This window comes from Oscillatoria sp. FACHB-1407 (assembly GCF_014697545.1).
GTDB lineage: Bacteria > Cyanobacteriota > Cyanobacteriia > Elainellales > Elainellaceae > FACHB-1407.
In genome coordinates this window covers 1-15197 of the sequence record NZ_JACJSA010000021.1, presented here as the reverse complement: position 1 = coordinate 15197, position 15197 = coordinate 1, and the positions used below count along the sequence as shown (strand labels likewise).

8 protein-coding genes, 1 pseudogene and 1 riboswitch are annotated in these 15197 nt (G+C 48.0%); of the genes and pseudogenes, 4 read left to right on the top strand and 5 right to left on the bottom strand.

The genetic code is table 11. The features are described from left to right. Window positions 1–9 precede the first annotated feature (9 nt). The 4 genes from H6G89_RS26395 to H6G89_RS26380 form a co-directional block, all read right to left on the bottom strand. Window positions 10–3474 (bottom strand): TIR domain-containing protein, encoded by a 3465-nt coding sequence (locus H6G89_RS26395; RefSeq protein ID WP_190512231.1) that lies wholly within the window; start codon window positions 3472–3474, stop codon window positions 10–12. 203 nt (window positions 3475–3677) lie between these two features. Then, window positions 3678–7130, bottom strand: a complete 3453-nt coding sequence (locus H6G89_RS26390; protein ID WP_190512229.1) for a TIR domain-containing protein — start codon at window positions 7128–7130, stop codon at window positions 3678–3680. A gap of 280 nt (window positions 7131–7410) precedes the next feature. After that, complete coding sequence (locus tag H6G89_RS26385) at window positions 7411–8754, bottom strand: SLC13 family permease (RefSeq protein ID WP_190512227.1); 1344 nt, start codon at window positions 8752–8754, stop codon at window positions 7411–7413. Beyond that, window positions 8752–8886, bottom strand: a riboswitch (cyclic di-AMP (ydaO/yuaA leader). Its footprint overlaps the gene before it by 3 nt. A 59-nt stretch (window positions 8887–8945) precedes the next feature. Then, window positions 8946–10190 (bottom strand): Coenzyme F420 hydrogenase/dehydrogenase, beta subunit C-terminal domain, encoded by a 1245-nt coding sequence (locus tag H6G89_RS26380; RefSeq protein ID WP_190512225.1) that lies wholly within the window; start codon window positions 10188–10190, stop codon window positions 8946–8948. Between the two features lie 444 nt (window positions 10191–10634). Here H6G89_RS26380 and H6G89_RS26375 point away from each other — a divergent pair, with 444 nt between their 5' ends. The 3 genes from H6G89_RS26375 (at window position 10635) to folE (ending at window position 13541) form a co-directional block, all read left to right on the top strand. Next, window positions 10635–11618 (top strand): acetyl-CoA carboxylase carboxyltransferase subunit alpha, encoded by a 984-nt coding sequence (locus H6G89_RS26375; RefSeq protein ID WP_190512224.1) that lies wholly within the window; start codon window positions 10635–10637, stop codon window positions 11616–11618. 422 nt (window positions 11619–12040) lie between these two features. Further along, complete coding sequence (locus tag H6G89_RS26370) at window positions 12041–12763, top strand: SDR family oxidoreductase (protein ID WP_190512223.1); 723 nt, start codon at window positions 12041–12043, stop codon at window positions 12761–12763. Between the two features lie 55 nt (window positions 12764–12818). Further along, window positions 12819–13541, top strand: a complete 723-nt coding sequence (gene folE, locus H6G89_RS26365) for a GTP cyclohydrolase I FolE (RefSeq protein ID WP_190512222.1) — start codon at window positions 12819–12821, stop codon at window positions 13539–13541. Between the two features lie 132 nt (window positions 13542–13673). Here the strand turns inward: folE and cofG are convergent, their stop codons facing one another. Continuing rightward, the gene (gene cofG, locus H6G89_RS26360) at window positions 13674–14642 is read right to left on the bottom strand and encodes a 7,8-didemethyl-8-hydroxy-5-deazariboflavin synthase subunit CofG (protein WP_190512221.1); all 969 of its coding nucleotides are present in this window, start codon (window positions 14640–14642) and stop codon (window positions 13674–13676) included. A 333-nt stretch (window positions 14643–14975) separates the two neighbouring features. Here cofG and H6G89_RS26355 point away from each other — a divergent pair. Beyond that, window positions 14976–15197 (top strand): annotated as a pseudogene (locus H6G89_RS26355) (photosystem II q(b) protein); the annotation flags it as partial.

The window sequence follows — 15197 nt, the reverse complement described above, 5'->3', positions numbered from 1 at the left end:
TACGATGCTTTAATTCAACAATGCTTGAATTTCTTCAGGAGTAAATGGATTTTTGTTAGCCCGAAGAGCAACAAGCCATCGCTCTAGTCTTACTTTGATTCCTGCATTTACGGTGAGGTTGCTAGCCATCTCAAAGTCTTTAATAGCTCCCCCAAAATTTTGCCTCAGTGCTCGATTCAGCCCTCGGCTTTCATAGGGATACGCTTCTGTGGAGGCAAGAGCGACAGTTTTCTCACAAGCAAAGCCAACCTCTTTAGGGAATCCGTATAAGCTTCCACTCCAACACAACCTATCCCAGGCAAGAACAGACATGGTTTGAGGGGAAAGGTGTTGCGCTCGTGTATAAAGCAGAATTGCCTCTTTAATTTTGCCTTGATAGGCCAACGCTTGACCCTGGTTGATGAGGGCAGTTGCGGCAAGCTGTCGTGCTTTGGCTGTGGGATCAAATCTCAGATCAGGATCAAGGTGTTGTGCCTGTTGAAATTTTGCAATTGCGCTGCGAATATTGTCAGCACTGGCCAACTCTTCACCCTCTGCTATTAGCCGTTCAGCCTGCCCCTTGGCTGCAAACTGTTGTGCTGTTTTGTCAGGGTCAAAATTGAACTGAGGATTCCATGTCAACGCGATTTGAAATTGGGCGATCGCCCCTTCGATATCACCTGCTTTGGCTAAGTCTTCTCCATAAGCCATTAAAACAGGAGACGCTTGAGCCAAAATGTCAGGGTTTTGACAGACTGCGACATCCTGTAAAACATCAGGATGACTGACCAGATAATCAGTGAGCAGGTGGCAGCCTCGTGCGGTTAACCCATCTAGATTGAGAACCTCAGCGTCCCACAGTTTAACAGTTTGGTCAGCACTGGCAGAGATAATAGTTTTGCCATCAGGGCTAAAACTTGCACTACTCACATAGCCACTGTGCCCGTTTAGAGTTTTTAATTCTTGTCCTTCCAGGTTCCACAGTTTCATTGTCTTGTCAGCACTGCCAGACACAATTGTTTTGCCATCTGGACTAAATCTGACGCTCATGACGATCGCCCGATGCCCTTCAAAGGATTGGAGCAATTGCCCGTCTAGATTCCACAGCTTAATGGTTTTGTCAGCACTGGCAGATGCGATCGCTTGACCATCGGGACTGAATTTAAGATCTCTGACCCCACCCTGATGACCTTGGAATCGTTTTAGCTCCTTGCCCTCCAGGTTCCAAAGTTTAATCAAATTGTCATAGCTGCCCGATGCGATGATCTTGCCATCGGGGCTGAAATCAAGATTGGCCACCGTATAGTCATGGGCTAGGATGACCTGGATTTTTTGCCCCTGTAGATTCCAAAGTTTAATAGCACCATCTGTACCAGCAGAAGCGATCGTATGACTATCTGGGCTGAAGCGAATGGTTGTGACTCCGTAGCCATGTGCTTTAAAGCGATTGACCTCTTGCCCATCCAGATTCCAAAGCTTCACGAAGCCATCTCCGCCTGCCGAAGCAAGAATTTTGCCGTCAGGGCTAAAACATAAATCAGTAATGCCACCTGTATGTCCTGTTAATGTTTTGAGCTGCAAACCATCCTTGTTCCAGAGTGCGATCGTGCCATCTTCGCCTGCTGACGCAATGATCTGGCCATCAGGACTCAAGCTAGCAGCACTGAGTTCACCCTGATGACCTCTTAACGTTTTGAGTTCTTGCCCAACAATGCTCCAAATTTTAACTAAACCACCAGAGTGAGACGTGGCGATCGCTTGGCTATCAGGGCTAAAGGTAACGTTATAAATTGCATCACCATTGCCTTTAAGAGCCATAAGCTCCTGCCCTTCCTGGTTCCAAAGTTTGACTGTTCCTGTCGCATCAGATGAAGCAAGGAGCGTGTTATCAGGGCTAAATTCAACGCTATTAATCCACTCATCATGTCCTTGAAGCGTTTTCAGTTCTTCGCCTTCTAGTGTCCACAATTGAATAGTTTTATCCCCACCAGCCGCCGCAATCAGCTTGCCATCTGGGCTAAAACTGAGGCTGGTTAATCCACCTTGATCTCCTTTAAGAGTCCTAATTTCCTGCCCTGCTAATGTCCAGAGTTTGATTGTTGCATCCATGCTGGCAGAGGCAATCGTCTTGCCATCTGGGCTAAAACTGGCATCCATCACTCCATCGGTATGCCCTTGGAGTGTTTTAATTGCCTGACCACTGACGCTCCAGAGTTTGACTGTTTTGTCTAAACTAGCTGAAACCAGCATCGTGCTGTCGGGGCTAAAGTGAACGCGGTAGATAAAGTGATTGTGTCCTTTTATTGTTTTTTGCGCTTGTCCCTCGACGCTCCACAGTTTAATCATGCCGTCACGTCCCGCAGAGGCAATGGTCTTGCCATCCGGGCTAAAGCTGATGCTAATAATCCAGTCTGTATGTCCCTTCAAGGTTTTTAGAAGTTGACCATTGCGGTTCCAAAGGTTGATTGAGTTATTGGGACCGACCGAGGCAATCATTCTGCCATCTGGGCTAAAACTAGCAGATCCCAACATATTCCCCTGGCTGTTCAGACGGTTACGTTCTTTCACGTCATATACCGCCTGCTGCAAAACTAATCTCACCTGGCTTTGAGTAGAGGCATCTGACCAAGGTGCTAACTTTAATTGGCTCGTTGCCTTGAGTGCATCTATTAATGCATTAAGTTCTTGAGGGTTTGAGGTGAATAGGGCGTTAGACGAAGTGCTTAAAGCTTGAATTTCACTAATTTTGGCTTCCTTGCGCTGCGTCTCTGCGGTTTGATATTGACTCAGTGAGAATAGTCCCAACCCGATCGCAATTATCAGGCTGATAATAGCCCCAATCAAGGCGATTGTGATTGTTTTGCGAACTTTCTTTTGACGTTTAATTTCGGCTTCACGATAAGTTACTTCTGCTTTGCGGCTTTCATTGACATACTCACGTTGCAGTTGAGTCGATCGCGGCTCTTTATCTGCATCTTGTGTAAGCCAGTGAATAATTGACTCTAACTCTCGACCCCGCAGCAACACATCAGGACTATATTTTTTGTGCTCCCACTCGATCGCCCGCATCAGAAGTTGAGTATGCTGCCGGACATGGTTTAAGTCAGTATCGATCGCCTCTAGCAATGCTTGAAATGCTTGCTCAAAATTGTCTTGTTCTCGAAAGAACAACCAGTTGAGTTTTCTGAGTGCCTCGTGTACCTGCTTCGTATCAAACTCATCTCGTCGCACTACAGGCACTAACCGCTTGTGATGAAAAACAGCATGATCAATTTCTTTAGTGCAAATAGGAGAGGCGATCGCATCTGGACTTAAGACAAACACAAAGGTATCTGCTGCCTCAATGCCTGCTTCAATTTCGTTCCACCAGTCTGCTGTTAAGGGAATGTTGCTCCAATCTACCCAGGTTGTGCGGTCGCAGGCATTTAAGGCTTCATAAAGTATTTTAACGAAGTCTTTGTCTTTGCGAGAGTAAGAGATGAAGACATCGCTCATGAGGATGTTCCATGTGAGTTAAACACTTGACAGACCTTGGAAGGGGACTGGCATTGCCAATCCCCTGCTAAACGTCATGTCCCTAAATACCGCTCATTAGTATTAGGTTGTGAGGCGGCTATATTAACTCTTCACCCGATTGGGTGAGTTTTACGCAACGATGAGGGTGATTGTGAGTAAGATTGGTCAATTGAACCTCGGCATTACTGACCGAGTAAACGTTGAATTTCTTCTGTAGTAAATGGATTCTCACCTTGCTGTAGGGCTGCAATCCACCACTGTCGTTGTGCTTTCAGTTCCTCATCATTGGTTTTATCGACAAAGAATTGAAAGTCTGCGATCGCCCCTTGGGTATCTCTTGTCAGTGCTCTGGCTAAGCCACGGCTATCTCGAATCGATGTGTCATTCGGATCAAGCGCAACCGCTTTTTCACAAGCAGGCATAACATCAGCCGCATATCCATTTAAGCTGCCCTGCCAGCAGAGGGTGTTCCAGAAACTAGCAGAGACGGTGGTTGGATCTCGCTGCTCTGCTGTGTTGTAAGCGGCGATCGCTTCTGGAGTTTTGTCTTGATAAAGCAATCGAATCCCTCTTTCTAATGAAGCGTTAGCAGAGGATTGCAGAACTCTTGAGCGAGCATCAATATTTAAGCCAGGGTCAAGGGTTTGAGCCTGTTGGTATTTGGCGATCGCCGCTGAAATTTGATCTTTTCTGGCTAATTCTTCGGCTTCACTGACGAGAGTTTCAGCCTGTCCTTTCGCCACAAATTGGTCAGCTTTTTCGTTGGGATTAAGTTCTAAAGCAGGGTTCCATTTCAAAGCCATTTGAAAAAGTTGAATTGCTTCCTGCTGGTTGCCTTGCTGGGCTAACGTTTCACCTTGAGTCACGAGCGAGGAAGCGGCTTTTGCCAAGATAGTTTCGGTTTGGCAAAGAGTCATATCTTTTAGAGTTTGTGGATGGGTAATGAGATAGGAGCCAAGCCAATCACACCCTCGCGTAACAAGCTGGTCAAAATTGAGCGTTTCAGCGTTCCAAAGTTTGATGGTTTTATCATCACTACCCGAAACAATGGTTTTGCCATCGGGGCTAAAAGTGGTACTAAAGACTGAATTACGATGTCCTCTCAAGGTTTTAAGCTCGTATCCGTCAATGCTCCACAGCTTGAAGACGTGATCCTCACCGCTGGAGAGAATGATTTGACCATCTGGGCTAAAACTGACACTTCTGACAGCACTATGATGCCCTTGAAGTGTCTTGAGTAAGTGACCCTCTACATTCCAAAGCTTAATCGTCTTATCTCTACTACCGGACACCAAGGTTCTACCATCGGGACTGAAACTTACACTATTCACCCGGTCTTGGTGCCCTCTTAAAGTCTTCAGTTCTTGGCCCTCTAAGCTCCAAAGCTTAATAGTTCTGTCATCGCTTGCGGATGCGATCGTTTTACTATCGGGGCTAAAGCTCACGCTATTCACTAAAAGACTGTGCCCCTCAAAAGTTTTGAGAAGATGACCTTCTGCACTCCACAGGTTGACGGTCTTATCCTCACTAGCAGATGCCAAAAACTTGCCATTTGGGCTGAACTGAACCTTGAATACCGAATTGACATGTCCATTAAGCGTTTTAATCAGTTGACCGTTTATATTCCAAAGACGAATCGTAGAGTCGCCACTGGCAGATGCGATCGTTTTGCCATCAGGGCTAAAGCTCACACTGTAAACTCGGCTTTGATGACCACGTAGCGTCTTGAGTAGTTGTCCAGTTATGCTCCAGAGCTTAATAGTTTTATCTTCGCTACCCGAGGCAATCATTTGACTATCAGGACTAAAGCTCACGCTACGAACCCGACCATCGTGCCCTTCCAATGTCTTCAGGGCTTGACTGGTCATGCTCCAGAGTTTAATGGTGCCATCATCACTTCCAGAGATGATGGTTTGACCGTCTGGACTAAAGCTCACACTTCGCACCCAACCACTGTGACCCTCTAAAGTTGTCAATTCCTGTCCGTTTAAATCCCAAAGTTTAATGGTCTTATCGGAGCTACCGGAGGCAATCATCTGGCCATTAGGACTGAAACTGACACTATTCACCCAATCAGTGTGACCACTAAACGTTTTGAATTTCTGATCACTGAGATTCCAAAGGGTTAGTGTTTCACTAGTGCCACCAAAGACGATTGTCTTTCCATCGGGGCTAATGCTGATGTTGCGAATTTCTCCTTCAACTCCAGTCAATGTTTTAAGCTGCTGTCCGTTGAGCGTCCAAAGTGTAATAGTTTCATGGTCATTGCTAGTTCCACCCGTGACTAGAAAGCTACCGTCTGGGCTAAACCGCAAATCAAAAATGTAATCGCTATTTCCCCCAAAGCGCTGAAGTTGCTTTCCCTGCAAATCCCAAAGCATGATAATACCGTCTTCAGTAACTGCTGCGATTGTTTTGCCATCGGGGCTAAAGCGAACACGGTTAATTATGCTGTAATAACCAGTATTAATTTTGAGAATTGGACCATTTTTATCCCACAGGTTAACGGTTGTATCGTCGCCTCCAAACGCAATTAGCTTCCCATCTGGGCTAAAACTCAGTGTTCGGATAGGGGTGCCGTTATCCTTTAAGAGTTTGAGCAATTGACCATCGCTGTTCCACAGCCTCACAGTGCCATCTTGGCTAGCAGAGGCAATGGTTTGACCATCTGGACTAAAACTAACGCTGCGGACAAAATTTGTATGCCCTTCTAATTGGTTCTTTTCTCGCACGTCATATACGGCTTGCTGAAGTGCAAGCCTAACTTGGTTTTGAGTACTGCTATCTGTCCAAGGCGCAGATTTTAATTGATTGACTCCTTTAATCGCTTCGATCAGAGCACTTAATCCACGATTGGAGATATACAGTGCATCAGAGGACGTGCTAATGGCATTAACTTCATTCACCACGGCTTCTTGATATTTGCTGAAGGCAACAAGCCCTAACCCGATCGCAATAATCAAACTGAAAACAGCCCCAACCAGAGCGGTGGCGATCGCCTTTCGGGCTTTCTTTTGTCGCTTAATTTCGGCATCCCGTTGAGCTAGCTCTGCTTTGCGACTTTCGTTAACGTATTCCAGTTGTAACTCAGTTGATCGCGGTTCCTTTGTAGAACTTTGCGTTAACCATTGGATTGTGTGTTCTAACTCACTACCTCGGATCAACAAATCAGGATTGCGGTGTTGATGCTCCCACTCGATCGCCTTGACTAACAATCGAGTGTGACGCTTGACATGATCCAAATCGGTATCAAGTGCTCTAACAAGTGCTTGAAAGGCTTGATCAAACTCATCTTCATCTCGAAAAAATAGCCAGTTGTGTTTTCTCAACCCTGGACGAATCAACTCGGAGTCAAACCCATCCCGTTGCACGATCGGAACTAGCCGTTTGTGATGCAGAATGGCGTGATCTAATTCTTGCCCACAGACTTTAGAGCGAACCGAATCTGGGCTGATCACAAACACAAACGTGTCGGCTTGCTCAATACCGCTTTTGATCTCTTCCCACCAGTCAGCGGTTAGGGGAATGTCCTCCCAGTCAACCCAAGCGTTGTATTGACTCTCAGTCAAAGCTTGATGCAAGACTTTGACAAAGTCCTTGTCCTTACGGGAATACGAGATAAAAACATCACTCATGAAGATGTTCCACTTGAGTTGAACACTTGATAGACCTCAGAAGAGGACTGGCAGTGCCAATCCCCTTCTAAATGTCATGTCCCTAAACACCGCTTATCGGTATTAGGTTGTGAGGGGGCTATGATAACTCTTCACCCGATCGGGTGAGTTTTACGCGAGTGGAAAGCAGGTCTTGATATTTTTTAACGCTGATGATCGACAGCATTTCTAAACAAATGGTGGAAATTGCTCTGTCCTGTTCCAGCTTCTTCACAAATCAAACAGGATTGCTATAGCGCAATCATCTCAACAATAAAAAACGGACTAGAACGAAGAGGCTAACCGCCACAAGCTGTGCAACTGTGACTGGGATGCTATAGCGCAAAAACCGTTTGAAGGAAATTCGTTTGCCGTGCTGTTCTGCAATCCCGGCAGCGACGATATTGGATGATGCGCCGACCAGTGTACCGTTGCCTCCCAAGGTTGCACCGTACATCATGGCATAGAACAGTGGCAGCGTTTCCACCGGAAATTGTCCTGCAAAATCGGGGCTGAGCACCTCTGGTGGAGCTAACCCAACCGTTACTACATATTGCTTTAACAGGGGCACCATCGCTACAACCAGGGGAATATTAGGCACCACACTGGACAACAAACCAATTAGAAAGATTAATACTAATGACCCGATGACAATATTTTTACCCAACACAAACGCCAAAACGCCTGATGCGGCACCGATCACACCTGTTTTTTCTAATCCGCCAATCAGCACAAACGTGCTCATGAAAAAGATCAGCGTGCTCCAATCCACATCTCGCAGAATATTGTGGACTGAGTCGATCTTGCTGTGATGGGTGAGTAGGAGGCACAAGGCTGCCCCAAAAAGAGCAACCGTAGCAGGTGAAATTGGAACAGGTAACGTTTCGCCAATGACAAAGAAGATCAGCACCAGCGCAACAATAACCCCACCAACTGCCAGGATGCGCGGATGGTTGATCTGGGGGTGAGGCAGTTGATTTAAGTTGTCAAGTTTTTTACGCCAGATCTTGGGGAAGAGGATGGGTAACAGGACGACCACAACCAGAATGGCGATCGCCCCACCCAAACTCATGCGTCCCAGATAATCGGTAAAACTGATGTTGATGGCGTCTCCTACGATGAAGGTAGCGGGATCACCGACTAGCGTCAGCAATCCAGCACTGTTGGCGACAAACACCATCAGAATCAGCAGTGGTACAAAGTTCACGCCCAGTTCCTCCGCCATCGGTGGAATGAGTGGAGCCAGCAGCATAACCGTTGTGGCGTTCGGTAGCACTGCACAAATGGGTGTAGTAATCGCTACGACGCCCAACAGCAACCGTTTCCCCTCGCCTTTTGCGAGAATCACGATCTGAGTTGCCAAATACTCAAAAATCTTGGTGGGTTCAAAGGCACGCACCATCACCATGACACCAAAAAATAAGCCTAAAGTAGCGTGGCTTTTGCTGATGTAGGCGATCGCCTCATCCAGGGTCATGATGTTGAGGAAGATCAGCAACAACGCCCCCAACATAGCCGCAATCATTAGATGCAGCCATTCAGTCATGATCAGCGCGATAACTGTTGCAAACGTAACCAGTGCGGTAACAGCCTGCCAATTGTCCATGTTTTTCCTCAAAGCCGACGAAGTTAGCTGGCGGGCTAGAAGTGAGAAATCTCCTTCTCTGGTGCCAGAGATACGCCCCAATAACTGGTTCCTCCGCTCCAGCATCAAAGCTGGATTAGGCTAATTGCCTCAAGTTTTCCGCTTGAGAATAGCATTTTTATTCGAGAAGGAGCAATTTATCTAAGCATCCTTTAATCGGGTAACTCGTATTGTTCCACAATGCGCTTGGCGTAGTCGGGGACGTGTGCCTCTAGCTTTTCGGGGTGGTTGCGCTTCAGATACAAATAGTTGCGGGTGAAGTGGGAGTCGATCGAGAACCGGGCATACTCCAACCCTTTGGGACCGATTTTGTCGATCACTACGCCCATGAGTTTGGCGGCCCACATCGGCAGAGTTACGCCTTTGTCATACGCTGGAATACTCTGCTGCACAGCCTGATGGCGATCGCCCTGCGACATCACGGGTTGGGTTTCAATCTGATTCCACACCAAATCCAACATGGTCTGACCCAAATCATTGCGAACGACGATCCATTGCCATCCATAAGGGGCACCCATGTAACCCACCACGAGATCGGCTAAGGAATTGACGTAGTCAAAACAACTCATGCAGGATGGGGCAAACACATCTTTGAGTTGATTGGTTTTCAGCCCAAAAAAGGGAACGGTTTCAACGGAACCATCTTCGTGTTTGAAGTGAACCCGATAGTCTTGCATAAATTCATAGTGAACCACCGTTTGGGGCGATCGACTGGTGGTTTCTAAGAACTTTTGCAATCCCTCACGAGTCACATTATCGACACAAGGCGTGCCCAATACATACAGCTTTTCCAGACCCAACTTCTTCTCAACCGCCCGCAAAGCCTGAATCTGGCATCCTACCCCAATCACTAGCAGTCGTTTCATGCCTGACTGCTCAATCTGTTCTAAAACCGAGAGGTTCGGCGATAGGGTTGGCTTGTTCACCCGTGCTGCCAAAATTTCTTCTGGAGTACGAGCAATCACAGGCATCGGTTGAAAACGGTCTTCTTTGGTGTTTTGTACACACACGACGCCTTCGACCAGACCGCGATTCAACATCTCAATGGCGATCGAGCTAACAATGCCCGTCCACTGTGCCCCATCGATCGGCTCAATCCGGCGGGCTGCCATCATGGTTTGATTTACCCCAAAATACAGATCCTCTGGATTTCGCAGATCACGGCTCCGTCCGTGAGTCTGTTCCTCTAGATCCGCCACCTGCTGATTGAGAAAGGCACAAGCCTCTTTCACGTAGTGAATGTAATAGGTGTCACACAACCCACATTCGCTACACAATTCCTTTGCAGGGCGACGGCTTCCGGTCTTTAGTGCTTTCGCTTTGCGATGGCTTGCAGAGGACGGATGAGAGTCAGCGGGAAAATCACTCGCTGAGAGAGGAGGATGGGTAGAAGTCATGTAAAACTAAATCTTGTTAAGTAGGGAAAAAATGTGTGATCAATAGGTCAATACCCTCTTCCCACAATACCGTAGAGCCAGACCCAGAGCTACTGAAAGATCAAGGATTTGATTATCAGCGTCCTTGAGAATAGTGCATAGAGATTTACTGATGGTCAGGCAAAGAACCTAGTGTGGCAGGGGGCGAGAGCAAAGGGGTGTGGGCTATGCAGCTTAGCCTCTCAGACGATCGCGCTCAAATACCCATGACTGACTGTTGACCATTGCCCGATGACGCGACACACTTTGTTAGAATTCTGAAGTATTGCACTTCATTCGAGGTGTCGTTATGGGTAACGCATAACCGTTGTGATGCATAGTTGTGATGAACAAACATAGTTGTGATGAACAAACGGCACAGCGTTAACCCTGTAACGCTCCCTTGAATCTATCTCCAGTAGCCCCATGAGTAACTCCGATCGCCGACCGATTCTGCTTGATTTTGAAAAGCCTCTGATGGAGTTAGAGGCACGCATCACTCAAATTCGCGAATTGGCGGAGGAAAATGATGTCGATGTGTCTGACCAGATTCAAAATCTGGAGATGCGAGCCGCCCAGCTTCGGCAAGAAATTTTTAGCAATCTCTCCCCGTCGCAACGCTTGCAGGTGGCGCGTCATCCCCGTCGTCCCAGCACCCTCGACTACATCCAGGCGATGACGGATGAATGGTTGGAGTTGCATGGCGATCGCTCCACTGGCACAGATGACCCTGCAATGGTGGGTGGAGTGGCTCGGTTAGCCGGTCGTCCGGTCGTAATGTTGGGACACCAGAAAGGACGCGATACCAAAGATAATGTCACCCGCAATTTTGGTATGGCATCCCCCGGTGGCTATCGCAAAGCCATGCGATTGATGGAACACGCCAACCGCTTTGGAATGCCGATTCTCACTTTCATTGATACTCCTGGTGCATACCCTGGAGTGGAGGCGGAGCGGTTAGGGCAGGGAGAGGCGATCGCCTACAACCTGCGAGAAATGTTTCGCTTAGAGGTGCCAATTATCTGTACGGTGATTGGCGAAGGTGGCTCCGGTGGGGCGTTGGGCATTGGGGTGGGCGATCGCTTCCTGATGTTTGAACACTCTGTTTACTACGTGGCTAGCCCCGAAGCCTGTGCGGCAATTCTCTGGAAAGATGCAGGCAAAGCACCCCAGGCAGCAGAAGTCTTGAAAATCACGTCACAAGACTTGAAGAATTTGGGTATCCTCGATCAAATCTTGACTGAGCCAATTGGAGGTGCTCATTCCAACCCCATCAAAGCCGCAGAGGTGCTGAAAGCGGCACTCGTTCAAAACCTAGATGAGCTAACTCAAATGACCCACGCTCAGCGACGGGAACTGCGCTATCAAAAATTCCGGGCGATCGGCATGTTCACAGAAGTACCAGCGTAAGTTAGCCGAAAAATTAGTGGTTTGAACAACGTTATTTGAGCAACATGGATTCGGTAAGCGACGATGTTATAATGTTGTAAGATACAATTCTTTACAAATTTGTTCATGTTGCGATGTCGCTGAGGTTCACTCTTGTTTCCGCCGATCACTCCTGGGTTACGACCTCTTGCTAGCTCCCTCGCTCACTCGCTTGCTAGTTCTCTAGATGCAACTCAGCCGCCAAGATAGAGCGAGCAACCCCTTCCAGGTTCGTCCCCAACTAAGGGTGGAAACTGCCTCATGCTTAGCTTAAATCCTTCTCTCAATCATTAAAACTGCCTTTTGAGTCAACATGTACGGCTTGCCCTCGCCACAGGCTCCAGTTGACTAACGCCAAGAATTTTTTCCATTTGCCCCTAACCTTTGCTCAACCTTCATTCTTTATGACGCTTTTAACCAATCGTTGCACCCTCATTACGGGAGCAAGTAGTGGAATTGGCAGAGAAACTGCCCTGGCTTTTGCGGAGGCAGGGGCAAATTTAGTGCTGATTGGTCGCTCAGCCGATCGCCTTGAGGAGGTCGCCACCAAAGCCCGCCAGCAGGGGGTCGAGGTCAATACCTACTCCCTCGATTTAGCTCAGGTCGAGCAGGTGCGGGAGGCGATCGCCCAGATTGCGGCTCGTCATCCCATTGATATCCTCGTCAATAACGCTGGTATGGGATATACAGGTGCTCTGGCAGAGATGCCTCTGGCAGATTGGCAAGCCGTACTCAACCTCAATCTGACCAGTGTTTTGCTGTGTATTCAGGCGGTTCTGCCGGGGATGCGCGATCGCCAGCAGGGCACCATTATCAATATTGCGTCGATCGCGGGATATGCCTCCTTTCCAGATTGGGGGGCATATAGCGTCAGCAAAGCAGGACTGATCAGCCTCTCTAAAATCCTGGCGGCAGAAGAACGTCCCCATGGCGTTCGGGTTGTCGTTATTAGCCCCGGTTCGGTGAATACTCCCATTTGGGATACCGATACGGTACAGGCTGATTTTGATCGCTCCAAAATGCTGACTCCTGACGTTGTGGCTCAGTCAATTCTTCATGCTGCCTCACTGCCTTCTCATGCCGTGATCCAAGAATTGACCGTAATGCCCAGCGGTGGCGCGCTCTAAAGTTTCGTGTGTTTACGTTTGTCCAATCACTCTCGGAGACTTGACTTAGATCATTATGACTATTGCTTCTAACGGCCACAACGGTTCTAACCAACAGACCTCAAAGCCCCAATCCTCAGAAACTCCTGAACCCATCCATGTTTCTGTCCGTCCTGACCGCACGACGCCCAGCGGGCAAACTATCAATCGTGAGGCAACGGTAGAAGTTTCTACCGAAGAAATGATGGAAGCGGTGCGTACCATGTTAATTGGGGTGGGTGAAGATCCCGATCGGGAAGGTCTGCTCAAAACCCCCAAACGGGTTGCTGAGGCAATGCAGTTTTTGACCAGTGGCTACAATCAGTCGTTGGAAGAATTGGTCAATAACGCCATCTTTGACGAGGGACACAACGAGATGGTGTTGGTGCGAGACATCAACGTTTTCAGCTTGTGTGAACATCACATGCTGCCCTTCATGGGTAAAGCTCACGTTGCCTACATCCCTAACCAGAAAGTGGTGGGGTTGAGCAAGTTAGCCCGCATTGTTGAAATGTATTCTCGTCGTCTGCAAGTGCAAGAACGGTTGACTCGCCAGATTGCTGAAGCAGTCCAGGCAATCCTGGAGCCGAGAGGTGTTGCGGTTGTAATGGAAGCAACTCACATGTGCATGGTCATGCGTGGTGTGCAAAAACCAGGTTCCTGGACGGTCACGAGTGCCATGCTGGGTGTTTTCCAGGACGATTCAAAGACTCGCGAAGAGTTCTTGAGCCTGATTCGTCATCAGCCTGCGTTCTTCTAATGCCGATTTATGGCGACCGCCACTTTATTTAGGACATGGGGGTGTGGGACTGTGTCCCCAGCCAGGGATGAAACCCCTGCACTCCGTCCTAACCCAAGGGTTTAGCAGGGGTTTGGCATTGCCAAACCCCTGCTACGTTTTTTGTTGCGTCTTCAATTTTTCACGCCATCGTTGGGTTGCCTCCTGTAATTGTGGGGGCAACCATTTGTCATATTTGGGATAAATCGGTAAACGGGGTACTAATTGCCAACCTGCTTGATTAAGGACTATCGCGATCGCCTCATCATGGGGATGCGGATAGTCAGGGTTGACCTCATCGGTGGGACCAATGCCCCCCAAATCTCTGGCACCTGCTGCAATACAGGCCAGCAGGATTGATGGCTCTGGAATTAGATTGGGAGGAATTTGTAAGGTGATGTCCTCAGGGAGAATTTCACGGGCGATCGCCACGACTTCAACTAATTTCTCAGCGGGAAATGGGTTGCCCTGCTCGGCTTGTGATTGCCCCGGACTGTGAGGTTGCAGGATGACCTCCTGGATGTGACCCCATTTGGAGTGTAGATGGGCGATCGCCTGCAACGTATCCCGCCAATCAGCTTGCGTCTCCCCAATACCCAACAGCAATCCTGTCGTATAGGGAATTCTCAGTTCCCCTGCCCATGCCAACTGTTGTAGCCGCACCTCTGGAACTTTACTGGGAGCATATTTGTGAACGGTTTGTAACAATTTTGGGGTTACCTGCTCCACCATCAACCCCATCGATACATTCACCTGTTTCAAAGCGGCCATCTCCTCAAAACTCAGGGGTCCCACATTGGTGTGAGGCAGAAAGCCAAGCCGTAAGGCTAACTCACACAACGCATAAATCCGTTGAAACCACTCCGATCGCTGAGGATGGAGGGGATGCACCTCACCGCTCAAGATCAAAATCTCAATGACTCCGCATGCTTGCAACTGCTGTAACTCAGCTTCAGCATGGGTCAAACTCAGCCACTCATCCGTTCCTGGTTGTACCCGAAAATTGCAATAAGTGCAGGCATTAAAACACTCATAGGTGGGAACCACCGTGTAAGCGGGACTGTAGGTAATGACAGGTAACACGGTTGAAATGAAAAATATTTCTTAAACAAGTAATGTTTCTAATTATGAAACAGAATATTGAGCCTGAGCCTGAAAACTAGCTCTAGGAATGGCCAGGGTAGGTCTACAGAAGATCCAGGGATGTTGGGTGGAATGCAAGCTTGCTGGTAAAGAGCTTTAATTGATGGGTTTTACGCATTATTTGGTTGCGTCATAAATTTCTGAACGAAAATTAATAATTCAGAAGTATTTACTCACAATCTCCTTTACAAACTGAAATAAATCCCGTAAGCTTCATATATAGTCGTATAAACGACTGTAAATTTTTGTACACATAACAAGCACTCATTACCTATGACGACCGTACTTCAGAAGCGCGAGAGCGCAAATCTGTGGGAGCAGTTCTGTCAGTGGGTTACTAGCACTGACAACCGCCTGTATGTAGGCTGGTTCGGCGTGTTGATGATCCCCACATTGCTGGCTGCAACCATCTGCTTCATCATTGCCTTCGTTGCTGCACCTCCTGTAGACATCGATGGTATCCGTGAGCCTGTATCTGGTTCTCTCATGTATGGC

What these genes read in the sequence shown, in the direction of transcription:
- folE (WP_190512222.1), top strand. Translation starts at nt 12,819, where the DNA reads ATGACTATTGCTTCTAACGGCCACAACGGTTCTAACCAACAGACCTCA.
- H6G89_RS26380 (WP_190512225.1), bottom strand. Translation starts at nt 10,190, where the DNA reads ATGACTTCTACCCATCCTCCTCTCTCAGCGAGTGATTTTCCCGCTGAC.
- H6G89_RS26385 (WP_190512227.1), bottom strand. Translation starts at nt 8,754, where the DNA reads ATGGACAATTGGCAGGCTGTTACCGCACTGGTTACGTTTGCAACAGTT.
- H6G89_RS26370 (WP_190512223.1), top strand. Translation starts at nt 12,041, where the DNA reads ATGACGCTTTTAACCAATCGTTGCACCCTCATTACGGGAGCAAGTAGT.
- H6G89_RS26395 (WP_190512231.1), bottom strand. Translation starts at nt 3,474, where the DNA reads ATGAGCGATGTCTTCATCTCTTACTCTCGCAAAGACAAAGACTTCGTT.
- H6G89_RS26390 (WP_190512229.1), bottom strand. Translation starts at nt 7,130, where the DNA reads ATGAGTGATGTTTTTATCTCGTATTCCCGTAAGGACAAGGACTTTGTC.
- H6G89_RS26375 (WP_190512224.1), top strand. Translation starts at nt 10,635, where the DNA reads ATGAGTAACTCCGATCGCCGACCGATTCTGCTTGATTTTGAAAAGCCT.